The organism is Rhodanobacter sp. LX-99, from assembly GCF_018599185.1.
Taxonomy (GTDB): Bacteria; Pseudomonadota; Gammaproteobacteria; order Xanthomonadales; family Rhodanobacteraceae; genus Rhodanobacter.
On sequence record NZ_JAHFVL010000001.1, the window covers coordinates 68,080 to 92,435 of the forward strand.

Genomic DNA, 24,356 nt, shown 5'->3' on the forward strand with positions numbered 1-24,356 from the left:
GCTCCGGCCCGCATGACGGATCAGCGATCCAGCCAGACCTCCAGCCCCTGCGCATTCAGCTCGATGTCCATGCCCAGCAGCTGGCGCAAGGCATCGCGCCCCTGGCCCCAGCCGTGGGCCACGGCACGGGTCGCGTAGAGATCGGTCAGCGACTCCATCAGCACGGCATGCCGATCGGGCTTGCCGTGCGCGGCGCGGGCCAGCGCGACCATCGCGTCGATCTGCGCATGCAGGTCGGCGGCCAGCCGCTCCACCGGCTCGACCCGGCCGTAGTGGGTGAGGTACATCGCGGCAGGTTTCAGGGCGACCAGCCGCTCGATCGACGCATGCAACGCATCCGGATCGAACTGCACCGGCGAGGTGGTAGGCAGGATGAACGGGCCGTTCGCGGTGTCGAAATCGCGATACGACAGGCCGAACACGTCGCCGGTGAAGCACGCGTTGGCGCGTTCGTCATACACGGTGAGGTGGTGTTTCGCGTGGCCGGGCGTGTCGATGCACAGCAGCGGCCGGCCAGCCAGTTCCACCACGTGCCCGTCCGGCGCCTCGATGACGCGCTCGGCGGGGATCGGGCGCAGCCTGCCGTAGGTCTGCTCCATCACCGCCTCGCCGTACACCGCGCTCGCGCCGGCCCACAGCACCGAGGGATCGACCATGTGGCGTGCGCCGCGCGGATGCACCACCAGCTGCGCGTTCGGCAGCCGCGCGATCAGCTCGCCGGCGCCGCCGGCATGATCCAGGTGCACGTGGGTGAGGATCAGCCAGTCCACCGCGGCAGCGGAAATCCCGGCTTCGTCCAGCGCCGCCAGCATGCGCGGCACGGCGAAGTGGGTGCCGCAGTCGATGAACGCGCCACGGCCGTTCTCGACGACCAGGTAGGCCGCGTCGAACTGCGGCCGCACGAAACCGGTATCGATGGTGTGGATGCCGTGGGTACTTGCCATGCCTGCCTCGCGAACCGGACGATCCGGCGAGGGTAGCAAGCCGCTGCAGGATGGGCACTTGCACCATGGTCGAGCGCGGGTTGCCCGAAAGGCGCATCCTGCAGAGGCTGCCGCCATGCCGCGGGAACCTTTGGGGGTGCTGCTGCATCCGATCGGCAGCAACTCACTCATCAACGTGCTACCCGGGGGAAACGACATGCTGCTCTATGCGATCCTGATTTTCGCGGTTGCCGCCATCGGCGGCCTGGTGCTGGCCTCCAGCGTACTGCGCGGCAAGCTGGCGCCGTGGGCGATTTCGGTGCTGCACGCGCTGCTCGGCGCCAGCGGCCTGGTGCTGCTGATCCTCGTGGTGCTGCAGGGCGCGGCCCCGGCACGGCTCACCGCGGCGCTGGCCCTGCTGGTGCTGGCTGCGCTGGGCGGCTTCTTCCTCGCCTCGTTCCACTTGCGCAAGCAGGTCGCGCCGAAGGCCGTGGTGTTCGTGCACGCCGGCGTCGCGGTGGTGGGTTTCCTGACTTTGCTCAGCCTGCTGCTGGCCTGAGGCGCCGCCATGCGCCATCCGCTGCATCCGGCCCTGGTGCATTTCCCGATCGCCTGCTGGTCGCTGGCCACCGCGGCGGATCTTGCCAGCCTGGCCTGGGGCGAACCGGCGTGGCGCTTTGCCGGCATCCTGCTGCTGGCGGGGATCGGTTTTTCGATCCCCGCCATGCTGGCCGGCTTGCTCGAACTGGCCAAGGTCGACGGAGACAATCCGGCGATCAAGGACGTCAACCGGCACATGCTCATGGTGATGGGCGCGCTGAGCTGCTACGTGGCCAGCCTGTTCCTGCGCCTGCACGGCACGCACTTCGTCGAGCCGGGCCCGCTGGCTATCGGACTGAGCGTGCTGGGCTTCCTGTGCCTGGGCGTGGCCGGCTGGCTGGGCGGCAAGCTGGTGTACGGACACCGGCTCGGCGTCAGCCCACTGCCGCCTGCCTAGCCTTCGACGGCCGCGGCACGCGCCACAGATACCAGGAAGCGGCGGTGCGATGCGGACTCCAGGCCGCGCCGATCACCGCCAGCGCCTTCGGTGTGGGCGCCGTTTCCAGCGACTTCAGCAGACGGTAACCCTCGCGCACGCCGAAGTCGTCCGCCGGCAGGATGTCGGGCCGGTCCAGGCTGTAGATCAGGAACATCTCCACCGTCCAGCGACCGATCCCTTTCAGCACGCTGAGCCGGGCGATCAGTTCTTCGTCCGGCAACGCCAGGGCCGCGGACAGGTCCGGCACCACACCATCCAGCGCGGCGGCGGCGATGCCGCGGATCGTCTCGATCTTGCGCGCCGAAAAACCGCAGGCGCGCATGCTGTCGAAGTCGGCATCGAGCAATTGCGCCGGCGACGGAAACGCCCGCCGCGGATGCAAGGCCAGCAGCCGCGCTAGGATCGCGTCGCCGGCTTTCACGTGCAGTTGCTGGTAGGCCACCGCGCGCACCAGTGCCTCGTACGGCTCGCGTGCCGGTTTCGGCTCGTGGCCGCAGGGGCCGACCTGCGCAACCAGGCCTGCCCAGTCGTCGTCGATCGAGGCCAGGAACGCAGAGGCTCCGGCATACGCTGCCCGGGGTGGCTCACGGTTTTTCATCGGCTGCATCGCTCCTGTGGATCGCGAACTCGCCTCACAGGTTCGCATGAACTACACGGAGCGCAATGCCTGCGTCGGCTCGACCTTCGCGGCACGCAGGGAAGGGAGCACGGCGGCGCCCTGTCCGAGCAGGATCACGACGAGCGCGCACAGAAGCAACTCCGACGCCGGCAGCCGTCCCACCCCGTAATGACTCCACAGCCAGACGTTCAAGCCGCGCGCGACAACCATGCCGAACAGGACGCCGGCCAGGCAGAGCAGCGCGTTCTCGATCAGGAAGTAGCGCACGATGGCCGCGCGTGTCGCGCCGAGAGCGCGGCGAATGCCGATCTGCCGCTTTCGCCGCGCCACCCAGAAACTGGTCAGGCCCACGATGCCCAGGGCGGTGACCAGCACCAGGACGCAGCACACGATACTCAGCGCGATGGCCATGGAGCGATCCTTTTCGTAGGCGGTGCTGCGGATCTCGTCGAGCGGCCGCAGTCGCCCGAAGATCCGCTGCGGATTCGACGCGATCAGCGCCTTCTTCACCTCCGGCATCGTGGCGTCGAGCGAACCGGGCTTGACGCGCACCATGAGCAGGCCGCCCGGGCCGGCACTGGCGATCGGGACGATGACCGAGTTTTCGCTCACCGCCTTGTCGATGGTGCCGGCCGCAACCGGCGACTGCAGACGTTCCACCACGCCGATGATGGCGACCGGCCTGCCCGCATCCGATGACAGGTAGATCGACTTGCCCAGGGCCTCTCCCCGGGGAAACAGCTGCTGGGCCAGCGCCTGGCTGACGATGGCGACAGCCGGCATGGGCCCCGCATTGAAATTGCCCTGCAGCACGTCTTCGGACGTGAAATTGCGCCCCGCGAGCAGGTGCAGGCCCAGCGTGCCGATGCCGTGCCGATCCATCGCGTAAACGGCGCTCTGGGCGTTCTGGTCCCGCTGGTTGCTGGCGCCGGGAAGCAGGCTGACGCCTTCGCTCCAGCCGCTGCCCCGCAAGGGGTAGGTGTTGGTCGCCACCGCATCGACCACGCCGGGAACGGCCCGCACGCGGCTCAGGTCCGCATCCAGTGCTGCCTTGCTCCCGCTGCCGCTGGTGAGCCGGAAACCGATCGCGAACAGGTTGTGCTCGTCCGTCCCGGTAGGCCGCCTCAGCAAGGCCGTGCGCTCACCGACGATGGAGATCACGTTGCTGATGATCGCCAGGGTCAGGGCGACCTGTATCACCACCAGCAAGGCGCCGATCTTGCTTCGCCTCAGTGCCGCCAGGATCGGTGCTACTTCCATGCTCGTCTCTCGGTGTCCGGTTGGTGGGATGTGCTGCAGCTACTCAAGATTCGAAAGTGCTAACCGACCTTCAACTGCAGCGCAGGCGCGATCCGCATGGCTCGCCATGCCGGATAGAACCCGGCGACAAGGGTCGCGCCTGTCGCCAGCGCCAGCGTGACCGCCAGCAGCGGGGCATCCATGCTGGCGATCCGCCCCATGCCAGCCGGGAACAGGGTGCGCAGCGCCCACAGCGCCAGTACGGTGAGGGACAACCCGAACACGCCGCCGAGCAACCCGACGACGCCGGACTCGATGATGGCCTGCGCGAAGATGTTGCGGCCGCTGGCGCCCAGCGCGCGGCGCAGGCCGAACTCGCCCGCACGCTCGAGCGACTTGGCGAGCATCAGCCCCAGCGCGCCGACCAGGCAGACGACGAAGAAGCTGAAGGCGACCAGTACCGAGAGCCTGGCATCGTCGGGCACGACTTTCTGCGCCACCAGCCAGTCGCGGACGTTGCGCAGGCGCACGTTCGGCTTCCAGGCAAACCGGCCGGCCTGTGCCTGGTCGCGCGCGTAATTCGTCAGGAAGCGCCGATACGCCTCAGCCTCAGCCGACGTGGGCAGTTCGGCCCAGAACTGCAGCCACACGCACTCCGAGCGGATCAGGTCATCAAAGGTTTCGCCGCGGGGGCCGGCGTCGCAGAACTCATACTCGGAAGTGGACATCTGCTTGCCGATGGTCAGCGTGAGCGGAAGAAATGCATCCTCGCCTTCCTCGAAGTCCTGCCCGTTGATGACGTCGTAGTAGCGCGGCTTCGGGTCCCACGCGCCGATGACGCCGACCACCCGGTAGCTGGCATCGTTCAGATACACCGATTTCCCCACGCTGTCGACGCCTCCGAAGAGGCGCTCGTTGAGCGATTTGCTCAAGACGACCAGCGCAGCGCCCCTGGCATCGTCGGACGCATCCCAGGCATGCCCGTAGCGCATCGGCACGTCGAACATCCTGAAAAAGTCCGGCGACGTCGCCCGCGCGGCGATGGAGAAGGGCTTCAGGCCGCGATCCGCCGGAATCACCGTCGCCGATACCTGATACATGGCCACCTGATGGCGTGCCTCATGCGCAGCCAACAGCGCCATCGCGTCCCGATAGGTGAGCTGGGTGGGCGGCTCGTCATCGCCCGCTTTGCGGCTGCGCGGACCGCCATTGTCGAGCTGCACGGCGTAAAGCTGCCCCGATTTCTGCGGAATCGGGTCGCGGGCCATCACATACAGGATGGTGTACGCGGTCATGGTCATCGCCACGCCCAGCCCGATGGCGACCACCATCAGGGCGGTGAGCATGGGGTTGCGACGGAAGCTGATCAGGGCCAGCCGAAGATAATAGGTCACCATGGCATCGCCTTTCCCCCGAAGTGCTGCCTGATGTCCGAAGTCCGCGACAGCGGATTTCTTCGTGGCCAAGCCGGATGTCCGGATGACGTCAGCACGAGTCATGCCAACGGATGATGCTTGATGCGCCGCCCTGCGCGGTCACCGAAGCACTGTCCGCGGACACTTCGTCCGCGGACGCGGACAGATATCGAAGTTCCACCCGGCTGGCGTTAGCCAGCCCGCCGGAACGTGAGATTGATGCGGCAGTCGCCCAGCAACTCATGGTGGCTCGGCTTCAGCGGCAGCACGCCGTGGTAGCGCAGCCGCGCCGGGCCGCCCCACACGGCCACGTCGCCATGCGCCAGCGGTACGCGCTGCGCACGATCCGAGCGCTGCAGGCCGCCGAACAGGAACACCGCCGGAATGCCCAGCGAGACCGACACGATCGGCTGGCCCAGGTCGTGCTCGTCGCGATCCTGGTGCAGGCTCAGCCGGGTGCCCGCTTCGTAGCGGTTGACCAGGCAGGCATCCGGCACGAAGCCGGCGAAACCGGCGTGCGCGGCGGCTGTAGCGGCCAACTGCAGGAAGACCGGCGGCATCGGCGGCCATGGCCTGCCGCTGTCCGGGTCGATCGGATCGTAGCGGTAACCGCGGCGATCGCTGACCCAGCCCAGCGGCCCCGCATTGGTCATGGCCACCGACATGCGGAAGCCGCCGGGCGTGACCAGGTGGCGGAACGGTGCCTGCGCCACGATCGCATCGAGCGCCTGCAGCAAGGCCGCCCCGCTGGCCAAGGCAAACCCGCGCAGCACCATCGCGCCCTCGCACAGCGGCTCGTCCTGGCGGACAGGGGCGGGTGCGGCGGCGAACAGGTCGGTGGTGATCATGTGGCGTCGTGGAAGATGATGCCGAGCGTGTGGCGATGGCCGCTGCGCACGCGGCTGACGCCGTGGCGCATGTTCACCCGGTAGCTGCCGCGCGTGCCTTGCACCGGTCGCTGGTGCACCGCGAACACCACCGCATCGCCCTGACGCAGCGGCACCACTTCGGCGCGCGACTGAATGCGCGGGCGCTGCTCGGTCAGCACGAACTCGCCGCCGCTGAAATCACGCCGCGGCTCGGACAGCAGGATCGCCAGCTGCAGCGGAAACACGTGCTCGCCGTACAGGTCCTGGTGCAGGCAGTTGTAGTCGCCGGCGCCGTACTGCAGCAGCAACGGGGTAGGGCGCCGCTGGCCGGCGGCATGGCAGCGCGCGATGAATTCGGCGTGCGCGGCGGGGTAGCGCACAGCCAGTCCCATCGACGCGTTCCAGCGGTTCGCGATCGGCGCCAGCTGCGGGTAGACCGCGCCGCGCAGCTCGGCCACCAGCTCGGGCAGCGGGTAGTTGAAGTAGCGGTATTCGCCACGGCCGAAACCGTGGCGGCCCATCACCACGCGGCTGCGGAAGCGTCCGTCGTCCGCGTACATGCTTGCCAGCTTCGCGCACTCCTGCGGCGGCAGCAGGGCTTCCAGCATCGCGCAGCCGTGCGCGTCGAGCTCATCGGCGATGCCGGCCCAGTCGTACACCTGCTGCCGCGGGTCGGTTTCGGGGGCAGGGCGCCATTGCGCATTCATGCCTGCGCCTCGCGCTCGAGCAGCGCGCGCTTGCGCTGCACGCCCCAGCGGTAGCCGGACAGGCCGCCGTCGTTGCGCACCACGCGATGGCACGGAATCGCCACCGCCAGCATGTTGTTGGCACAAGCCTGCGCCACCGCCCGCGTGGCCTTGGGCGAGCCGATGCGCCGCGCGATCTCGCTGTAGCTGACGGTGCTGCCGGCCGGGATCTCGCGCAGCGCCCGCCACACGCGCTGCTGGAACGCGGTGCCACGCACGTCCAGCGGCAGGCCCAGGCCGATCGCCGGCGCCTCGATGAAGCCGACGACCCGCGCCACCAGTTGCTCGTAGTCGTGGTCGCCGCCGATCAGCCTGGCCTTGGGGAAGCGATCCTGCAGGTCGCGCGCCAGCGCGTCGGGATCGTCGCCGAGCAGGATCGCGCACACGCCGCGTTCGCTCTGCGCCACCAGGATCGCGCCCAGCGAGCATTCGCCGATGGCGAAGCGGATCTCGCTGTCGGCGCCGCCGGCGCGATAGCTGGAGGGCGTCATGCCCAGCACCTGGCTGGCGGTTTCGTAGAAACGGCTGCTGGCGTTGTAGCCGGCGTCGAAGATCGCCTCGGTCACCGAGGCGCTGCGCCCCAGCTCGCTGCGCACGCGACGGCTGCGATGCGCCGTGGCGTACTGCTTCGGGGTCACGCCGGTGACGGCCTTGAACACGCGGTGGAAGTGGAACGGGCTGAGCCCGGTCGGCTTCGCCAGCTGCTCGAGGGTGGGCGTCGTCTCGGCCTGCTCGATCAGCCGGCAGGCGGCGGTGGCCATCGCCGCATGTTGCTCCGCCAGCGACGGCTGGTCGGGTCTGCAGCGCTTGCACGGGCGAAAACCGGCGCGTTCCGCCTCGGCGGCGGTGGCGTGGAACGCCACGTTCTCGGGCCGGGCCGGGCGCGCCGCGCAGGACGGCCGGCAGTACACGCCGGTGGTTCGCACCGAATAGAAGAAGCTGCCGTCGGCACGCGCGTCGCGCGCCTGCACCGCGGCCCAGCGCGGGTCGGCGACGGTGGTGGCAAGTGCAGCCTGTTTGTCGAAAGTCTTCATGCTTGTTCCTTCCGTCAGATTATCGCGTAAGGCGCAATCTACGGATCGGCGGCCCCGGCGGCACTCCGGGTCTTGCGGTCGAATTCGAACCGGTTCACCGCGTCAGCGGCTTCGCCGTGCTGGCATGCCGTAGACACTGGCGCCGTCACCGGAGATATCAAGTACCTGCGCGGGACACCGATACGTGCGGGAAGTCGTGATTTACCGCGGGCCTGATCGCGTATACCTTCACCAAGTCGCCACGCGGCGAATCCGCAACGACACCACGTATTCATGGCCAAAGGTTCGAGCATCCGGAAGCGGTCGCACGCCAGGCAGCACGCATGAAGATGAACAATCCACCCCTTTCGAACACGTGACGGAGAACGCAGCATGGTGACACGCAGGCGTTTCCTGCAGGGCGCAGCTGCGCTGGGCCTGCTCGGCAGCCGGCTCGAACCGCTGGCGGCGTTCGCGGCGTCTTCCAGCGGCGAGGTGATGTCGCCGGCGCCCGAGCCCGACGGCTTCGCCCGGCATGTCGATGTCTTCATCGGCACCGGCGGCCACGGCCACGTCTATCCGGGCGCCACGCTGCCGTTCGGCATGGTGCAGCTGAGCCCGGATACCAACGACGCGGGCTGGGATGCCTGCTCGGGCTATCACCAGGGCGACGGCTCGATCATGGGTTTCTCGCATACGCATCTGAGCGGCACCGGTGCCAGCGACATGCTCGATGTGCTGGTGATGCCGGCGCAGGGTCCGGTGTTGCTGCAGCCCGGCGCGCGCGGCCTGCCGGAGCAGAACTACCGTTCGCGCCACGATGGGGCTGCCGCCGGTGCCGGGCTTTCCGCCGACAGCGTGGGTCGGCCCGGGCCGGGTTACCGCTCGCGTTACGATGGCGAACAGGCGCAGCCGGGCTACTACCGGGCGCGCCTGAAGGATCACGACATCCTTGCCGAACTGACCGCGACGCTGCGCGCGGGACTGCACCGCTACACGTTCCACGGCAATGGCGGCGGCCACCTGCTGGTCGATCTCGCGCATGGCTACCACGATGACGCCGCGGTGCCGTGCAAGGTCAGCGATGCGCAGCTGAAGCTGGTCGGCAACGACACCCTGGTCGGCGAGCGCCGCGTGCACCAGTGGGCTGGCGGGCGGCACATTTATTTCGCAATGAAGCTGTCGCGCCCCATCGCCCGGGCCACCTTGTACGTCGAGGATGCCCCGCTGCCCACGGGTACCGCCGAGGCGCACGGCACGCACCTGAAAGCCGCGCTGCACGTCGACGACATCGCCGGCGCACCGCTGCTGGTGAAGGTCGGCATTTCCGGCGTCGACGTCGCCGGTGCGCTGCGCAATCTCGATGCGGAGATTCCCGGCTGGGACTTCGAACAGGTGCGCCGCGCCGCCGCTGCGTCATGGGAGCGCGAGCTCGGCCGCATCCGCGTCGACACCGTGTCCGAAGACGTGCGCCGCATCTTCTACACCTCGCTCTACCACACCATGCTGGCGCCGACCCTGTTCAGCGACGTGGACGGCCGCTATCGCGGCATGGACCTGGCGGTGCACCAGCTGCCGCAGGGGGCCAACAACTACAGCACCTACTCGCTGTGGGACACCTACCGGGCGCAGCATCCGCTGCTCACGCTGTACCAGTCCGAGCGCGTGCCCGATTTCGTCAACGGCCTGGTGCGGATGGCCGGCGAGAGTCCCGACGGCCCGCCGGTATGCCCGCTGCAGGGCGTGGAGACCGGCTGCATGATCGGCTACCACTCGGCGGTGGTGGTGGCCGAGGCGCACGCGAAAGGCTTCACCGGCATCGACTACGCGGCGGCGTGGCCGCTGTTCCGCAAGCGCGCGATGGACGACGCTTACCGCGGCCTGCCGTTCTACCGCGAGCTCGGCTACATTCCCAGCGACAGGGAAGGCGAGGCGGTCAGCAAGACGCTCGAATACGCCTACGACGACTGGGCCGTCGCGCACCTGGCTGACGCGGCCGGCGCGCATGCCGACGCCACCCGGCTGCGCCACCGCTCGCGCAATTACCGGCACGTGTTCGACCGCAGGCTGGGCTTCGTGCGGCCGCGCGCCAGCGACGGCCGCTGGCTGGAACCGTTTGATCCGCGCGGCATGGGCCACGCCGCGAAATGGCGCGACTTCACCGAGTCGAACGCGTGGCAGGCGAGCTTCCTCAACCAGCACGACCTGTACGAATACATGAAGCTGTTCGGCGGCGAGCAGGCGTTCGAGCGCAAGCTGGACGCGCTGTTCGGCACCAGTTCGGCGCTGCCGGCCGACGCGCCGCCGGACATCGCCGGCATGGTCGGCCAGTACGCGCACGGCAACGAACCCAGCCACCACGTGGCCTACCTGTACGCGTATACCGGCGCGCACCACAAGACGCAGGCGCGCGTGCGCATGCTGCTGGAAAGCATGTACGAGGCGCAGCCCGATGGCCTTGCCGGCAACGAGGACTGCGGCCAGATCAGCGCCTGGTACGTGCTCAACGCGCTGGGCCTGTACGCGGTCGATCCGGTCAGCGCGAACTACGTGTTCGGCAGCCCCTTGATCGACCGCGCGGAGATCGAGCTGGCCGGCCGGCGCAAGCTGATGGTGCTGGCGCCGGGCAACGGGCCGGACAGCCCGTACATCCAGTCGGTCAGCTGGAACGGCCAGCCATGGAGCCGCAGCTGGATCAGCCACGCCGAACTGGCCGCCGGCGGCACCCTGGTGTTCGAGATGGGCAGCACGCCGAATACGGCATTCGGCGCGGCCCCGGCGGACCGGCCGCCGTCGTTCGGCAAGGCGGCCGGTTAGGGCGCGGTGTCGACCAGCACCAGCTCGGCATCCTCGATCGCGGCGATGCGCAGCGTCGCTTCGTCGCGGATCGCGGCGCCGTCGCGGGCGTCCAGCTTCACGCCGTTGAGTTCGACCTTGCCGGTGGCCGGCACCAGGTAGGCGTAGCGGCCGGGGGCCAGCGTGTACTCGGTGCTTTCGCCGGCCTTGAGCGTGGCGCCCAGCACGCGCGCGTCGGTGCGCAGCGGCAGCGCCTCGGTGTCGTCCTTGAAACCGCTGGCCAGCGCCACGAAGCGGCCCGAACGATCTCCCTTGGGAAACGGCCGCGCGCCCCACGATGGCGGCTTGCCGTTTTCGTCGGGGATGATCCAGATCTGGAAGATGCGGGTGGTCTCGTTCTCCAGGTTGTACTCGGCGTGGGTGATGCCGCTGCCGGCGCTCATCACCTGCACGTCGCCGGCCTCGGTGCGGCCTGCGTTGCCGAGGCTGTCCTTGTGGCTGATCGCACCTTCGCGCACGTAGGTGATGATCTCCATGTCCGCGTGCGGATGCGGTGGAAAGCCGGTCTGCGGCGCAATGGTGTCGTCGTTCCACACGCGCAGCGCGCCCCAGCCCATGCGCTTCGCATCGTTGTAGCCGGCGAACGAGAAATGGTGCTTGGCGTTGAGCCAGCCGTGGTCGGCTCCGCCCAGGCTGTCGAAGGGTCTGCGATCAATCACGGCGGTGCTCCTCATGTTCATCGCGCCAGGGTGGCGCCTGGGTACAACATAAGGCTACGCAGCGCCGTCTGAAACGGGCGCGAAGGAAACGGATTGTCGTTGTTTCGGCGCCAGTGGCCGGCTTACCAGTCGGTAGGCCGGTAATCCTTCAGGAACTGGCCCCACACGTGCTCGCCGGTGTTGATGCCATGGATGATCGGGTCGACGATGCGGGCGGCGCCGTCGACGATGTCAAGCGGCGGGTGGAAGCGTTCCTGCAGCACCTTTTTCGCAGCCAGCTCGGCGGGGTCTTCGTCGGTCACCCAGCCGGTGTCGACGCTGTTCATGTGGATGCCGTCGTTGTGGTAATCGGTGGCCGAGGTGCGCGTCATCATGTTCAGCGCGGCCTTGGCCATGTTGGTGTGCGGGTGGCGGGTGGTCTTGAAGCTGCGGTAGAACTGGCCTTCCATCGCCGACACGTTGACGATGTGCTTGTCGCGCTCGCTCGTGCGCAGCATCAGCGGCTTCAGCCGCGCGTTGATGATGAATGGCGCGATCGCGTTGACCAGTTGCACCTCCAGCAGCTCCACCGACGGTACCTCGGCCATCAGCAGCCGCCATGAATTGCGCTGGCGCAGGTCGACCTGCTGCAGGTCCTGGTCCAGCCGGCCTTCGGGAAACAGGTGGCTCTGCGCCAGCAATTCCTCCGGCAGCAGCGGCAGCTGCGACAACTCGGCGGCGCGGCTCAGCCCCGGCAGGTCGGAAGCGCGGCTGGCCAGCGCCGTCGTAGCGGCCTCGGGCAGGATGTTCGCGCCGCGCAGGCCTTCGTAGTGACCGACCAGCTGGCGCACGTGTTCGGGCAGGTCGTGCAGCGCGGCGGTCTCGCCTTCCATCATGTGCGCGTAGAAATCCGGCGGACGGCGCACGGTCTGGCAGGCGTTGTTGATGATGAAGTCCAGCCGCGGCCGGGTGGCCGCCAGTTCCTGGCAGAACGCCTCGACGCTGGGTGTGTGGCGAAGGTCGAGGCCGTAGACCTGCAGGCGGTGGCCCCATTCGCCAAAGTCCGGTTCGGCCGCGTAGCGCGCCGCCGAGTCGCGTGGGAAACGCGTGGTGACGATCAGTTCGGCACCGGCGCGCAGCAGCTTCAGGCCGGCCTGGTAGCCGATCTTCACGCGGCCGCCGGTGAGCAGCGCCACGCGGCCGCGCAGGTCGGCCAGCTCGCCGCGCTTGGCGTAGTTGAACGCGGCGCAGTCCGGGCACAGCTGGTCGTAGAAGAAGTGGATGGTCGAGTACTTGCGCTTGCACACGTAGCAGTGCTTCGGTTCGATCGACTCGCGCGGCTGCGCGGCATCGGCCTCGGGCGGGACGTCGTGCGGCAGGAAACCTTCCGGCACGAACACGTTCGGCGTGGTGAACACCGGTTTGCGGCGCAGCGTGCGGATGCCGGTCCGGTTCAGTACGGTCTCCTCGGCCTCGATCTTGTTGGCGTGGCGCGCCTTCTCGGCCGCCTTCAGCTTGATCCGGCGCGCCACCGGGTCGGGGTGGTAGACCTGCGCCACCGCCTGGTGCAGGCGCTGGCGATCGTCTGCCGGCAACCGATCCAGCAGCTGGCGGTCGGCCGCTACCGATTCCAGCAGTTCCGCCGCGGCGCGCAGGCGCTCCAGCAGCGCGGCATCCGCGTCGCCGGGCAGGGGCGTGGGGGCAGGCGTGATCGTCAAAAGAGTCATCCGTAGTCGAGAAGTAGAGGGCGGGCGCGTCGCCAGCCGCCCATTTTGCCTGCTTTTTGACCGGGCTTCGAAGAAGGTAGGCCGGAAGCCCCGATCGCCCGGCCCGACCCAAGCAGGCCCGGAGTTCAATTATTGCGTATCAACGCACACTTTCATGGCACGGGTGATGCAAAAGTGGCCCCGTGGCTGTCCAGGCGGGACAGCATGAATATCCGGGCAGGGCGGGGCGCTGGCAGGGTTGAGCGCCGCGACCGTCCACAGCGACGAAGGTTGTTTTTTGTGAGTGTGTCGATAACCGCAAGTGTGCGTGTGCAAGAGGCCGCCATGGCCAAGTCTGTCGCTGCCAACGTTCCACCTGTCGACGCCCTGCTGGGCGACCTGCCTACCGCGCATCGCGCCTTGCCGATCGGGCGCCGAATCGTCGGGCAGGGTTGCCATGGCACGAAAGTCGATGCTCTCTCCAGCAGTGCCGGCCACAGGACGCGCGTCCGCTTCATCTATTTTCCCACGGTCGACGACAACGACCATCGGGTGGCCTATCACCAGCACCTGATGGTCGCCGAAATCCTGCTTGGCCGCGTACTCGCCGCCCGCGCCGCCGGCCTGCGGCCGATGGCTCCCTCGCTCGACTACGCCGCCGAGGCCCGCGCCACGGTGCGGCCGCCGCGGGCCATGTTCCATCCAGCCACGCTGGAATATCGCCGCTGGTACCGCGCCGACGGCACGGCGCGCGCGCAGCCGCTGACCCAGGAAGCGCTTTCGCTGCGGCTGGCCGCCACCGACGACCTGCCGATGAAGGAAGCGCGCGCCCGCGTCGCGCAGCGCTCGCACGCCTTGCCGACGCTCGACCAGGCGTGGCTGATCGACCGCCGCAGCACGCCGCTGGAACGGCGTCCGCTCAACCAGGTGGAATGCCACGTGCTGGTCGATGCCCTCGACGGCGTCTGGCAGTCTTCGGCCGGCGCCTCGCACGTGGAACGCGCGAACCGCCGCATTGCGCTGCGCGTGGCCGCCGTACTCGGGAGCCTGCTGGACGAATACGTCGCGTCGCCGTTCAAGTCCGCAGCCTTGAGCGAAGCCTTCAACGAACATCACCTGGCCCATCTGCGCCAGACCATCGAGAGCTCACGCCAGGCGGAATCCGCCTCGGGCACCTTGCTGGCCGGTCCCAAGGCCTGGTTCGCCGCCAAGACGGCACGGATGCGCGCCGAACATCAGATCGGCCTGGCCATGTCGCCGGCGGCATCCACCGCGATGCGCCTGTCGGGACGCCCGGTGGTCGCCGTGGTCGGGGGCCGCCTGCACACGTTCGTGGACGGCCGGCGTCCCGGCGCCCGCTTGGTACCGGCCGTGCCGGTCTACGCCACGTTCGGCTGAACAGGACGTCGATCCATCCCTGATCCATCCGGTTGCCGGGTGCGTAACCGTCCCTGAGTCCCGCGCTCGCATCCCCGGCGGCCTGGTTCGCCCGACGACTACAGACACGGCGCGCAACCTGCTGTTCACTCCGAGTCGCGGGTTCCGCTCAAGACTCCGTTCGTGTCGATGGGCACCGCCAGAATCCGCGCGCTCCTTCCGCCCATCCTTCGACAGGCTCAGGACGAACGGTAGGGGATGTCGCCCCCGGCCTCGAAACCCGGGCCGTGATGGGCCCTCAGTGCACGTAATTGAAGGCCACCGCCGGCGTGATCGTGGTCGCGGTGTTGTGCCCGCCGGTGATCACGCGGGTGCCGAACAGCACGCCGAGCGTGGGACTCCAGCTGTATTCGATCGCCGGGGCGAAGCCGAACGCCTCGCTGGAACGGCCGTCCAGACGCAAAGCAGGCAAGCCGCCGGCATCGTGCAGGTCGTGGCCGCGCACGCGGGCACCGTGGCTGCGCCGGTAGGTGACGTCGAGCGCCAGCACCCAGCGCTGGCTGAGGCTGTATTCCCAGGCTGCATTGACGAAGAATGAACTGCCGGGCCGGGCGTGTCCGCGGAAACCGTCCGGCGTGCCGTAGACGCTGGCGTCCTCGAGCTGCGCCCGCGTCGAGAACGACTTCGCCACGTTGAAGCGCATGCGCAGGATGCGGCCGTTGGACAACCAGAAATACGTCTGCGTGTTGACCTGCAGCGTAGTGGTGGTGGCGCCGCTGCCCAGGCCATTGCCGGGTCGCCGGCCCAGCCGGTCGTACTTGCCGGTCGGCAGGGTTTCCTGCAGCTGCAGCGAGACCGTGGGCCGCGAACTGCCCGCCGGCACATCGGTCAGCCGGTACTGCGCCTGCACGCTGACGTCGCCCAGCCCGATGCCGCTGCTGTCGCCAGGGCCGTCCATGCGGTTGTAGCCCAACACCGGCACCAGGCCGACCGTCAGCCGGTCGGTGAGGCCGTAGAGCATGTAGGTGAGCGAACCGTAGCCGTCGGCGTGCGGCGAGGACACGTCATAGACATAAGGCTCGATCAGAATGTGGCCGCGCGGCAGCGTCGCGGCGGAATTCGCCAGCATCGGCCCGGTCCACCAGGCATCGTCCTGCGACTGGCGCGGCATCGACGCCGCGGACAGCGGCACGACGGCGCGGGACGGTACGTCCTGCGCCAGTGCAACGAGCGGCAACAGGGCAGCGCAGGACAGGCTCCATGCCAGCCGGCGCAAGCAGCGCCGGTGCGGAGTTCGAGGTGCTTCCGGGTGCATCGTCATGGATTGTCTCGTGTAGCAGTCTGAAAAACGGTTCGGTACCGGCCACGGTCCGCGTCTTCCGCGGAGTTGCCTGCCGGCTGCGCATCACACGCCATTGCGGCGTCCGGCGCCTGTGCCGGAAGGCGTGCCAGCAACATCGGGGGCGCCCTCAGGATCGGCTTTTCGCGCCGGCCGCGCACTCCGTTTCTTGCGCCGCGACGGCGCTGCGCCTGCAGGCAGGTCATCCGCCAAACCCGCGGTCGACAACATCTCTGCGTCAGCTCATTGCTGATCTCAATGGCGGTACGGCGTCACAACACGGCTCGCAGCTGGAGCGCAGCTACTTCGCGGCGCCGTATCGCTACGGCGCCGCTCCCGTCTTCCCGAGCCGCATCCAAGGCGCGGAGGACGGAGTTCTTATCGCGTCGTTCTGCGCCACGCAAGACGCCCGCGTTTGAGAACCGCCCGCGGAACGCACAAACTCGAAGCATTCCATACCAGGAGGCAGACCATGACGACAGGGCAGCTTGCGCCACCGTGGCAGGTGTCGCGCTGGTTCAACAGTGCGCCGCTGACCCTGGCCGATCTGCGCGGCCGCGTGGTCGTCGCGCACGCTTTCCAGATGCTGTGCCCGGGTTGCGCCGTGCACGCGCTGCCGCAGATGCAGCGCGTGCGACAGACTTTTCCTGCCGACCGCGTGGCGGTGATCGGGCTGCATACGGTGTTCGAGCATCACGAGGCGCAAGGGCCGCTGGCGCTGGAAGCGTTCCTGTACGAATACCGCTATGCGTTTCCCGTCGGCGTGGACGCGCACGCCAATGGCGACCCCTTGCCCCTGACGATGCGCACCTACGCCATGCAAGGCACGCCCACGCTCATGCTGATCGATGCGCAGGGGCGGCTGCGCGAACAGCATTTCGGGGTGCTGGATGATCTGGTACTGGGCGTGGCGCTGGGCAGGTTGCTGGGGGAGGTCGATGCCGCGAAAGCCGGGGCGATCGGGGCGTATCCGTGAACCTGGAACCTGGTACGGGCGATGCTTGCCTGGGCGCCTCGCGGGAATGACCAGAGCGGCGATCTCGTGTTCACCTGCAGGACATCTTGAAGCCCTAAAACTCCATCGTTTGAACAGCGGGAGCAGTAGTGCGACACGACAAATCCGAAAACACCGCCCGCTGGAGCAGGGCGCGTACCCACATGGCACGTTGGGGTTTGTTGTTGCTCACCTGCGCAGGTCCGGCGGGCACGGTGCCTGCCCACGGCACCACGGTACGTAGCGGCGGAAGCGCAACCCCACAGCGGATGGCCATCCAGGTCAACGACGACCGCATGACGGTGACGATGGCCGGCGCGCCGCAAATCTACCTGTACGGCGTGATCGACGCCGACGCGCCGCAGCGCTTCGAAACGCTGGTGAAGTCGGGGAAGATTCCGCCCGGGTCCGACATCTATCTGAATTCCGCGCAGGGCGACCTGGCTGCCGGCATGGCGCTGGGGCGACTGTTCCGCGCCGGTGCCATGACGACGCATCTTGGAACGCCGCGGCGCAAAGGCCGTGCCGGGTATCGGGGCATCAAGGCAGCCGTCTGCAGCGGAGCCTGTGCCTATGCCTACTTCGGCGGCCTTTACCGGTGGGCACCCACCGGCAGCGACCGCATTGGCCTGATCCGCCACCAGGCCGCAGGCACCGCGCAGGTCCGGTCGACGAGCAGCGAGATGGACGCATACCTGAAAGACATGGGCATCGACCTCGACGCGCTCGCGCCGCTGCCGACGTCATCGACCGATTCGCCGACCTGGCTGACCGCGGACCAGATGACCGTCGCCGGCCTGGCCAACAACGGCCGACTCCCGCTCAAGACGAAAAGCTGGCTTCTGCCACCGGCGCCTTTCCTGGAACTTCAGCAGGATGATCGCGACGGCAGCCATCGGCTCGTCCTGCAATGCAGGCCGGGCAGCGTCACGCTGACCGCGTACGATCTGGTGGGCGCAACTCGCGCCAGGCAGATCGCGGCGCACGAAACGCGGTCGTATTTCGAGGTCGACCGCCAGGAAGTGCTGGTCGAGCCGCGCGGTGCGGCCCGCGCCGTCGATGGCGCGGTCGTGATAACCCGGCCCTATCCGCCAGCCGATCTGGGGCACCTGCTTTCGTCGACCTCCATCGGCGCCTGGGTCGGCGGCAGGCGCAGCGCGTTCCGCTACGGCGCCACCTTCATGCTCTATCCCGCCCGGCACGCCATCAAGGACTTCTACAACGCCTGCTGGCGCGCGGCGCCCTGGCCGGTCAAGCCGTCGGCGAAGAAGGGCTGAGCCTGTTCGCGAACAGCCCGCTCGCTGCAAAAAAACGCCGACCTGCATGGGTCCGTGACTTCCGACCTCCAATGACCTCTGACCCTTCGGCGGATGGCCGAGGCCGGCGTAGGCTGCGCTCGACCATCCGGTTCGTGGCGTCAGCCATTCGCCGGGTGGCCGAGGACGGAGAGCGCAACGCAGTCTGCTCGCCGCGGCCATCCCCAGGCCTGGTGGGTGACAAAACCGTCCGGAACTCCCCATGAGCGGACCGCCAAAGGTCCGGCGGGCTCATGTCCCCACAGTCAAGAGGAATCAGGAAAATCCCATGAACAACAACTCTCCTTCAAACAACCGCCGCGGCTTTAGCCTTTCCCTCCGGAGCCTGGCCGTGGCGGCTGTCATCGGCCTGTGCGGCGTGGCGGGATCCACCGAGGTCCACGCGCAAGCCACCGCAGGCAATGTCTTCGGAAAGGCACCGGCGGGCGACACCATTACCGCGCACAGCACGACGACCGGACTGGAGCGCCAGGCTCAGGCAGACGCCAAAGGTCGTTACAGCATAGGCCCGCTGCCGGTCGGCGTTTACACGGTGACGCTGGAAGAGAACGGCCGTCCCGTCGTCAAGCACGTGAACGTGCCGGTCGTCGTGGGTCGCGGCATCAAGGTCGACTTCGATTGTGTCCAGGGCCAGTGCGCACAACTTGCAAGCAAGCCCTGATGCAACGTGGCCGGGCCGGTAAAGGTCACTGCCCGGGCGTTCGTTTCGACCATGGAACGCGCGGATCCCGGTACAGCCGTCGCCCACCCGGCCTGAAGTCGTGGCAGTCACTGATCGCCCAGCGCTGGAAGGCGCTGGGCTTTCCATGCGCGTTCATCAGCACTTAACCGGCGGCACATCTATGCTCCACCAGGCACTACGGGCCGCTGCAGGTTTCTTCATGGGGCGGTGGGGACAGATCCATTCGAGAGGCGGGAAAGCTGATGAATACGACTGGGCCGGCCAGCGTCGTGCTGGCAAATCTTCAACGGATCCTGCCGGACCTGGAAGCGCTTTATACCGACGTGCATGCCCATCCCGAACTGTCGATGCAGGAGGTCCGGACCGCGGGCCTCGCGGCGGAATGGTTGCGCAGGGCGGGTTATGAGGTAAGCACCGGCGTCGGCAAGACGGGCGTGGTCGGCCTGCTTCGCCATGGCGAGGGGCCTACCGTGATGTTGCGCGCGGACATGGATGCGCTGCCGGTTGCCGAAGCCACCGGCGTGCCATATGCCAGCAAGGTAACCGCCGCCGACCTCGAAGGCCGGACGGTTCCGGTGATGCATGCCTGCGGCCACGACATGCACGTGACCTGGCTCGCCGGCGTGGCCACGCTGCTGGCCGAGGCACGCGACACCTGGCGCGGCACGATCCTGGCGGTATTCCAGCCTGGCGAGGAAACCGCCGAAGGCGCGCAGGCCATGATCGACGACGGCCTGCTCCAGCGTTTCCCGAAGCCCGATGTGGTGCTCGGACAGCATGTGATGGTCGGCCCGGCCGGTGCCGTCGCCGGGCGCACCGGCGTCATCACCTCGGCGGCGGACAGCCTGCAGATCCGCCTGTTCGGGCGGGGTGCGCATGGCTCAATGCCGCAGGCCAGCATCGACCCGGTGGTGATGGCGGCCTCCGTCGTCTTGCGCTTGCAGACCATCGTGTCGCGCGAGCTTGCCGCCGCAGAGTCGGCAGTGGTCACCGTCGGCGCGCTGCAGGCCGGTACCAAGGAAAACGTGATCCCCGACGAGGCGATCATCAAGCTCAACGTGCGCACCTTCGACGAAGGCGTGCGCCAGCGCGTGCTGGCAGCGATAACGCGCATCGTGAATGCCGAGGCCGCGGCCTCCGGTGCGCCACGACCGCCGGAGATCACGCCACTGGACAGCTATGACCTGGTGGTCAACGACCAGGCGGCAAGCGCGCGCGTGGTCGAGGCGTTTCGCCAGCACTTCCCGCCGGAAAGCGTGCGGCAGACCGGCCCGGCGTCGGCCAGCGAGGACTTCGGTTCGTTCGGCACGCAATGGGGCACCCCGTCAGTGTTCTGGTTCGTGGGCGGCACCGATCCGGCGCTCTACGCCAAGGCCAAGGCGGCCGGCAAGGTCAACGAGATTCCCACCAACCACAATCCGCGTTTTTTGCCAGTGCTGCATCCCACGCTGGAAATCGGCGTGGAAGCGATGGTGGTGGCCGCGATCGCCTGGCTCGCGCCGGCCGACGGATAGCGTGGCCCACTGGAGCTGCCCGGAAAACCCGTTTACCTCATTCGTCATCCCTGCGAAGACAGGAATCGCACTTCGCCATACCGCATCATCGCACCGGGGGAGTGCACGTGACGGTTTCCTTGCCGATCAAACGCGGTTCCTGCCTTCGCAGGAATGACGGCTGGGGTGGTGGCGCGACTGCGTTTGCGAAAACACGGCCAGCAGGGTGCGCCCTCGCGGAGTCCGTGAAAGACAACGGCACCGAATGGCTGCGGTGCCGTTGCGGTTTCCAGCGCAGGGCACTGGATGCCAGCTTTCGCTGGCATGACAGGCAGAAAAATTAGAGCGCTTCGAACACGCCCGCCGCGCCCATGCCGGTGCCGATGCACATGGTCACCATGCCGTACTTCTGCTTGCGACGGCGCATGCCGTGCACGAGCGTGGCGATGCGCACGGCACCGGTGGCGCCGAGCGGGTGGCCCAGCGCGATGGCGCCGCCGAGCGGGTTGACCTTGCCCGGGTCGAGGCCGAGGTCGCCGATCACGGCGAGCGCCTGGGCGGCGAAGGCTTCGTTGAGCTCGATCCAGTCCAGCTGGTCCTGGCTGATGCCGGTCTGGCGCAGCGCCTTGGGGATCGCTTCCTTCGGGCCGATGCCCATCACTTCGGGCGGCACGCCGGCGACGGAGAAGCCGACGAAGCGCGCCAGCGGCTGCAGGTTGTATTGCTTGATGGCCTTTTCGCTGGCGAGCAGCACGGCGCCGGCGCCGTCGGACATCTGGCTGGAGTTGCCGGCGGTGACGGTGCCGCCGAACTGGCCGTTGCGGAACACGGTCTTCAGCTTGGCCAGCACCTCGGGCGTGGTGCCGGCGCGCGGGCCCTCGTCCTGGTCGATGACGCGGCTGTCGGTGGTGATGCCGCGGGTGGCGAGGTCGGGGTAGTGGTCATCGAGCTGGAACGGAGTGATCTCGTCCTTGAACTCGCCGGCGGCCTGGGCGGCCAGCGCACGGCGGTGGCTTTCCACCGAGAACGCGTCCTGCTGCTCGCGGCTGACTTTCCACTGCTTGGCCACGTTCTCGGCGGTGATGCCCATGCCGTAGGCGATGCCGATGTTGTCGTCCTGGAAGATGGCCGGGTTCATCGCGACCTTGTGGCCCATCATCGGCACCATGCTCATGCTCTCGGTACCGCCGGCGAGCATCAGGTCGTCCAGGCCCAGGCGGATGCGGTCGGCGGCCATCGCCACCGACTGCAGGCCGGAGGAGCAGAAGCGGTTGACGGTGACGCCGGGCACGGTGTGCGGCAGGCCGGCCAGCAGCAGGCCGATGCGCGCCACGTTCATGCCTTGCTCGGCCTCGGGCATGGCGCAGCCGATGATGACGTCGCCGATCTGGTGCGGGTCGATGCCCGGTGCCTGCGCCATCACGGTACGGATCACGTGGGCGAGCATGTCGTCCGGGCGGGTGTTGCGGAACACGCCGCGCGGCGCCTTGCCGACCGGGGTGCGGGTGGCGGCGACGATGTAGGCATCTTGCACTTGTTTGGTCATGGGATTTGCTCCGTGGCGTCGCGCGTGAAGCAGCGACGCGTCTTCAGTTTTTGATCGTCATCCCAGCGCAAGCTGGGATCCAGTGTCGCTGTCGTGGATCAAAGTCGCTGGACCCAGCTTGCGCTGGGGTGACGACCCTTCAGTTCCTCAGCGGTTTGCCGGTGCTCATGGTGTGGGCGATGCGGGCCTGGGTTTTCTCGGTCTTCGCCAGTTCCACGAAGTGCCTGCGCTCCAGTGCCAGCAGCCATTCCTCGTCGACCATCGAACCACGCTCGATCACGCCGCCGCACAGGGTGTCGGCGATGCGCGCGGCGATGTCCACGTCGTGCTCGGAGGCGAAGTAGCCGGCCTGCAGGTTGGCCAGCGAGGCACGGAAGGTGGCGGTGCCCACGTCGCCGGCGACCGCGATCGCACGCGCCGGCAGCGGCGGACGGTAGCCGCTTTCGGCCAGCGCGCTCGCCACCTGCTTGGCGACATAGAGCAGTTCGTAAGCGTTGAACACGACCACATCGCTGTCGCGCAGCAGGCCCATGTTCTTCGCCTCGATCGCGCTCGACGAGACCTTGGCCATCGCCACGGTTTCGAACACCTTCTTCAGTTCCTCGAACGGGTCGGTCGGGTTGGCCCTGGCTGCGCGCACGGCCAGCTCGTGCAGGCCGCCACCGGCCGGCAGCAGGCCCACGCCGGCCTCGACCAGGCCGATGTAGCTTTCGAGTGCTGCAACCGTCCGCGCGGAATGCATCTGGAACTCGCAGCCGCCGCCGAACGCCATGCCGCGTACCGCGGCCACCACCGGCACCAGCGAGTGCTTGATCGCCATGCTGGTGCGCTGGAAGTTGGCGACCATCTTCTCGAAGTCGTCGAACTTGCCGGCCTGCAGCAGGCCCAGCGCACCCTTGAGATCCGCGCCGGCGGAGAACGGCTCGCCGGTCTGCCAGATCACCACGGCCTTCAGCTTCTCTTCGGCCAGCTTGATCGCATGCTGCACGCCGTCGAGCACGAAGTCGTTGACCGTGTTCATCTTGGTCTTGAACGAGAGGATGCCGATGCCGTCGTCGCCCATCGTCCACAGGCGCACGCCATCGTTCTCCCACACGGTGGTGCCTTGGTCGAATTTCTCACCGATCAGCGGATCGGGGAACAGCTGGCGCTGGTAGACCGGATGCTGCGAACGCGGCTTGTCGGCGTTGGCGCTGGCCGAGTACGAACCGCCCTTGCCATGGACGCCTTTACGGCCATCCGTCACCCACGCCGGCAACGGCGCCTTGCTCATCGCCTTGCCGGCGGCGATGTCTTCGTTGATCCAGCCGGCGACCTGCTGCCAGCCGGCGGCCTGCCAAGTCTCGAACGGGCCGAGCTTCCAGCCGTAACCCCAGCGGATCGCGAAGTCGACGTCGCGCGCGGTGTCGGCGATGTCGGCCAGATGGTAGGCGGTGTAGTGGAACAGGTCGCGGAAGATGGCCCACAGGAACTGGGCCTGCGGATCGGCCGACGCACGCAGCTTGCCGAACTTCTCGGCCGGGTCCTTGATCGCCAGGATCGCGGCGACTTCGTCTGAGGCTTTCTGCTCGGACGGGCGATAGTCCTGCTTCACCACGTCCAGCACCACGATGTCCTTGCCGGCCTTCCTGTAGAAGCCGGCGCCGTTCTTCTGGCCCAGCGCGCCTTTCTCGATCAGGCCGGCGAGCCACACCGGCGCCTTGAAGTATTCGTGCCACGGATCGTCGGGCAGCGTGTCGGCCATGGTCTTGATGACGTGGGCCATGGTGTCCAGGCCAACCACGTCGGCGGTGCGGTAGGTGGCGCTCTTCGGACGACCAACGGCGGGGCCGGTCAATGCGTCGACGGTGTCGAAGCCGAGCTTGAACTGCTCGGTATGGTGCATGGTGGCCAGCATCGAGAACACGCCGATGCGGTTGCCGATGAAGTTCGGAGTGTCCTTGGCGATCACCACGCCCTTGCCGACGGTGGTGGTGAGGAAGGCTTCGAGGCCGTCCAGCACGTTCTTGTCGGTGAGCCGGGTCGGGATCAGCTCGACCAGGTGCATGTAGCGCGGCGGGTTGAAGAAGTGCACGCCCGAGAAGCGGTGGCGCATTTCCTCCGGCAGCGCCTCGGCCAGGCCGTTGATCGACAGGCCCGAAGTGTTGGAGGCGATGATCGCGGTCTTCGACAGGTGCCCGGCGATCTTCTTGTACAGATCCAGCTTCCAGTCCATCCGCTCGGCGATCGCCTCGATCACCAGGTCGACGTCCTTCAGGTGGTCGAGGTCGTCGTCGTAGTTGGCCGGGACGATCGCGGCGGCCAGATTCTTGTCGGCCAGCGGGGCGGGCGACAGCTTGGCCAGGTTGGCGATGGCCTTCTGCGCGATACCGCTCTTCGGGCCTTCCTTGGCAGGCAAGTCGAACAGCACGGTTTCGACACCGGCGTTGGTCAGGTGCGCGGCGATCTGCGCGCCCATGACACCGGCGCCCAGCACGGCGGCCTTGCGGATGCGCAGCGCTGATGTGGGTGAGGATGCAGCGGTCATTGGCTTCTCCGAGGATGCA

At 67.9% G+C, this 24,356-nt stretch carries 20 protein-coding genes; 8 read left to right on the plus strand and 12 right to left on the minus strand.

The window, feature by feature from the left end; genetic code table 11:
• Positions 1 to 20: 20 nt before the first annotated feature.
• Positions 21 to 944, minus strand: a complete 924-nt coding sequence (locus KK131_RS00350) for an MBL fold metallo-hydrolase (protein WP_214554423.1) — start codon at positions 942 to 944, stop codon at positions 21 to 23.
• A gap of 115 nt (positions 945 to 1,059) precedes the next feature.
• Between KK131_RS00350 and KK131_RS00355 the strand changes: the two genes are divergently transcribed.
• Together KK131_RS00355 and KK131_RS00360 are read left to right on the plus strand one after the other, a co-directional pair.
• Entirely contained in the window at positions 1,060 to 1,482 is a 423-nt protein-coding gene (locus tag KK131_RS00355) for a hypothetical protein (RefSeq protein ID WP_214554425.1), read from the plus strand.
• A 9-nt stretch (positions 1,483 to 1,491) separates the two neighbouring features.
• Positions 1,492 to 1,920, plus strand: a complete 429-nt coding sequence (locus KK131_RS00360) for a DUF2231 domain-containing protein (protein WP_214554427.1) — start codon at positions 1,492 to 1,494, stop codon at positions 1,918 to 1,920.
• On the opposite strand, the gene KK131_RS00365 is transcribed toward KK131_RS00360, so the two are convergent.
• The 6 genes from KK131_RS00365 to ada form a co-directional block, all read right to left on the minus strand.
• Positions 1,898 to 2,560: a DNA-3-methyladenine glycosylase gene (locus KK131_RS00365; RefSeq protein WP_214554430.1), complete on the minus strand. Its 663-nt coding sequence runs from the start codon at positions 2,558 to 2,560 to the stop codon at positions 1,898 to 1,900. The two genes, KK131_RS00360 and KK131_RS00365, sit on opposite strands and share 23 nt — an antisense overlap.
• A 51-nt stretch (positions 2,561 to 2,611) precedes the next feature.
• Entirely contained in the window at positions 2,612 to 3,841 is a 1,230-nt protein-coding gene (locus tag KK131_RS00370; RefSeq protein WP_214554432.1) for an FtsX-like permease family protein, read from the minus strand.
• 59 nt (positions 3,842 to 3,900) lie between these two features.
• Complete coding sequence (locus KK131_RS00375) at positions 3,901 to 5,286, minus strand: ABC transporter permease (protein ID WP_250887157.1); 1,386 nt, start codon at positions 5,284 to 5,286, stop codon at positions 3,901 to 3,903.
• Positions 5,287 to 5,426: 140 nt separating this feature from the next.
• The gene (alkB, locus tag KK131_RS00380; protein ID WP_214554434.1) at positions 5,427 to 6,083 is read right to left on the minus strand and encodes a DNA oxidative demethylase AlkB; all 657 of its coding nucleotides are present in this window, start codon (positions 6,081 to 6,083) and stop codon (positions 5,427 to 5,429) included.
• Positions 6,080 to 6,811 (minus strand): 2OG-Fe(II) oxygenase, encoded by a 732-nt coding sequence (locus tag KK131_RS00385; protein WP_214554436.1) that lies wholly within the window; start codon positions 6,809 to 6,811, stop codon positions 6,080 to 6,082. Before KK131_RS00385 ends, alkB begins: the two co-directional genes overlap by 4 nt.
• Positions 6,808 to 7,884, minus strand: coding sequence for a bifunctional DNA-binding transcriptional regulator/O6-methylguanine-DNA methyltransferase Ada (ada, locus tag KK131_RS00390; protein ID WP_214554438.1), 1,077 nt, complete (start codon positions 7,882 to 7,884; stop codon positions 6,808 to 6,810). Before ada ends, KK131_RS00385 begins: the two co-directional genes overlap by 4 nt.
• 372 nt (positions 7,885 to 8,256) lie before the next feature.
• On the opposite strand from ada, the gene KK131_RS00395 reads away from it, so the two are divergent.
• Entirely contained in the window at positions 8,257 to 10,680 is a 2,424-nt protein-coding gene (locus tag KK131_RS00395) for a GH92 family glycosyl hydrolase (protein WP_214554440.1), read from the plus strand.
• Here KK131_RS00395 and KK131_RS00400 read toward each other — a convergent pair.
• On the minus strand, positions 10,677 to 11,378 hold the full coding sequence (locus KK131_RS00400) for a pirin family protein (protein ID WP_214554442.1): 702 nt from the start codon (positions 11,376 to 11,378) through the stop codon (positions 10,677 to 10,679). The genes KK131_RS00395 and KK131_RS00400 overlap by 4 nt on opposite strands.
• 122 nt (positions 11,379 to 11,500) lie before the next feature.
• Entirely contained in the window at positions 11,501 to 13,084 is a 1,584-nt protein-coding gene (locus KK131_RS00405; protein ID WP_214554443.1) for an SDR family oxidoreductase, read from the minus strand.
• Positions 13,085 to 13,408: 324 nt separating this feature from the next.
• On the opposite strand from KK131_RS00405, the gene KK131_RS00410 reads away from it, so the two are divergent.
• Positions 13,409 to 14,461 carry a hypothetical protein gene (locus KK131_RS00410; protein WP_250887155.1) on the plus strand — a complete coding sequence of 351 codons (1,053 nt, stop codon included), beginning with the start codon at positions 13,409 to 13,411 and terminating at the stop codon, positions 14,459 to 14,461.
• 277 nt (positions 14,462 to 14,738) lie between these two features.
• Here the strand turns inward: KK131_RS00410 and KK131_RS00415 are convergent, their stop codons facing one another.
• Positions 14,739 to 15,761 (minus strand): transporter, encoded by a 1,023-nt coding sequence (locus tag KK131_RS00415; RefSeq protein ID WP_214554444.1) that lies wholly within the window; start codon positions 15,759 to 15,761, stop codon positions 14,739 to 14,741.
• A 490-nt stretch (positions 15,762 to 16,251) separates the two neighbouring features.
• Between KK131_RS00415 and KK131_RS00420 the strand changes: the two genes are divergently transcribed.
• The 4 genes from KK131_RS00420 to KK131_RS00435 all read left to right on the plus strand — a co-directional run bounded on the left by KK131_RS00420 (position 16,252) and on the right by KK131_RS00435 (position 20,285).
• Complete coding sequence (locus KK131_RS00420; RefSeq protein WP_214554445.1) at positions 16,252 to 16,755, plus strand: redoxin domain-containing protein; 504 nt, start codon at positions 16,252 to 16,254, stop codon at positions 16,753 to 16,755.
• A gap of 287 nt (positions 16,756 to 17,042) precedes the next feature.
• Positions 17,043 to 18,050, plus strand: coding sequence for a hypothetical protein (locus KK131_RS00425; RefSeq protein WP_214554446.1), 1,008 nt, complete (start codon positions 17,043 to 17,045; stop codon positions 18,048 to 18,050).
• Positions 18,051 to 18,357: 307 nt separating this feature from the next.
• Entirely contained in the window at positions 18,358 to 18,750 is a 393-nt protein-coding gene (locus KK131_RS00430) for a carboxypeptidase-like regulatory domain-containing protein (RefSeq protein ID WP_250887154.1), read from the plus strand.
• Positions 18,751 to 19,013: 263 nt separating this feature from the next.
• Positions 19,014 to 20,285 (plus strand): M20 family metallopeptidase, encoded by a 1,272-nt coding sequence (locus KK131_RS00435; RefSeq protein WP_214554447.1) that lies wholly within the window; start codon positions 19,014 to 19,016, stop codon positions 20,283 to 20,285.
• A gap of 319 nt (positions 20,286 to 20,604) precedes the next feature.
• On the opposite strand, the gene KK131_RS00440 is transcribed toward KK131_RS00435, so the two are convergent.
• Both KK131_RS00440 and KK131_RS00445 read right to left on the minus strand, forming a co-directional pair.
• Positions 20,605 to 21,810 (minus strand): acetyl-CoA C-acyltransferase, encoded by a 1,206-nt coding sequence (locus tag KK131_RS00440; protein ID WP_214554448.1) that lies wholly within the window; start codon positions 21,808 to 21,810, stop codon positions 20,605 to 20,607.
• Between the two features lie 139 nt (positions 21,811 to 21,949).
• A complete protein-coding gene (locus KK131_RS00445; protein ID WP_214554450.1) occupies positions 21,950 to 24,337 on the minus strand; it encodes a 3-hydroxyacyl-CoA dehydrogenase/enoyl-CoA hydratase family protein in 2,388 nt (795 codons plus the stop codon).
• Between the last annotated feature and the right edge of the window lie 19 nt (positions 24,338 to 24,356).

What these genes read in the sequence shown, in the direction of transcription:
- KK131_RS00425 (WP_214554446.1), top strand. Translation starts at nt 17,043, where the DNA reads ATGGCCATCCAGGTCAACGACGACCGCATGACGGTGACGATGGCCGGC.
- KK131_RS00350 (WP_214554423.1), bottom strand. Translation starts at nt 944, where the DNA reads ATGGCAAGTACCCACGGCATCCACACCATCGATACCGGTTTCGTGCGG.
- KK131_RS00405 (WP_214554443.1), bottom strand. Translation starts at nt 13,084, where the DNA reads ATGACTCTTTTGACGATCACGCCTGCCCCCACGCCCCTGCCCGGCGAC.
- KK131_RS00440 (WP_214554448.1), bottom strand. Translation starts at nt 21,810, where the DNA reads ATGACCAAACAAGTGCAAGATGCCTACATCGTCGCCGCCACCCGCACC.
- KK131_RS00360 (WP_214554427.1), top strand. Translation starts at nt 1,492, where the DNA reads ATGCGCCATCCGCTGCATCCGGCCCTGGTGCATTTCCCGATCGCCTGC.
- KK131_RS00355 (WP_214554425.1), top strand. Translation starts at nt 1,060, where the DNA reads ATGCCGCGGGAACCTTTGGGGGTGCTGCTGCATCCGATCGGCAGCAAC.
- KK131_RS00385 (WP_214554436.1), bottom strand. Translation starts at nt 6,811, where the DNA reads ATGAATGCGCAATGGCGCCCTGCCCCCGAAACCGACCCGCGGCAGCAG.
- KK131_RS00410 (WP_250887155.1), top strand. Translation starts at nt 13,409, where the DNA reads ATGGCCAAGTCTGTCGCTGCCAACGTTCCACCTGTCGACGCCCTGCTG.
- ada (WP_214554438.1), bottom strand. Translation starts at nt 7,884, where the DNA reads ATGAAGACTTTCGACAAACAGGCTGCACTTGCCACCACCGTCGCCGAC.
- alkB (WP_214554434.1), bottom strand. Translation starts at nt 6,083, where the DNA reads ATGATCACCACCGACCTGTTCGCCGCCGCACCCGCCCCTGTCCGCCAG.
- KK131_RS00370 (WP_214554432.1), bottom strand. Translation starts at nt 3,841, where the DNA reads ATGGAAGTAGCACCGATCCTGGCGGCACTGAGGCGAAGCAAGATCGGC.
- KK131_RS00430 (WP_250887154.1), top strand. Translation starts at nt 18,358, where the DNA reads ATGAACAACAACTCTCCTTCAAACAACCGCCGCGGCTTTAGCCTTTCC.
- KK131_RS00365 (WP_214554430.1), bottom strand. Translation starts at nt 2,560, where the DNA reads ATGAAAAACCGTGAGCCACCCCGGGCAGCGTATGCCGGAGCCTCTGCG.
- KK131_RS00435 (WP_214554447.1), top strand. Translation starts at nt 19,014, where the DNA reads ATGAATACGACTGGGCCGGCCAGCGTCGTGCTGGCAAATCTTCAACGG.
- KK131_RS00415 (WP_214554444.1), bottom strand. Translation starts at nt 15,761, where the DNA reads ATGACGATGCACCCGGAAGCACCTCGAACTCCGCACCGGCGCTGCTTG.
- KK131_RS00420 (WP_214554445.1), top strand. Translation starts at nt 16,252, where the DNA reads ATGACGACAGGGCAGCTTGCGCCACCGTGGCAGGTGTCGCGCTGGTTC.
- KK131_RS00445 (WP_214554450.1), bottom strand. Translation starts at nt 24,337, where the DNA reads ATGACCGCTGCATCCTCACCCACATCAGCGCTGCGCATCCGCAAGGCC.
- KK131_RS00395 (WP_214554440.1), top strand. Translation starts at nt 8,257, where the DNA reads ATGGTGACACGCAGGCGTTTCCTGCAGGGCGCAGCTGCGCTGGGCCTG.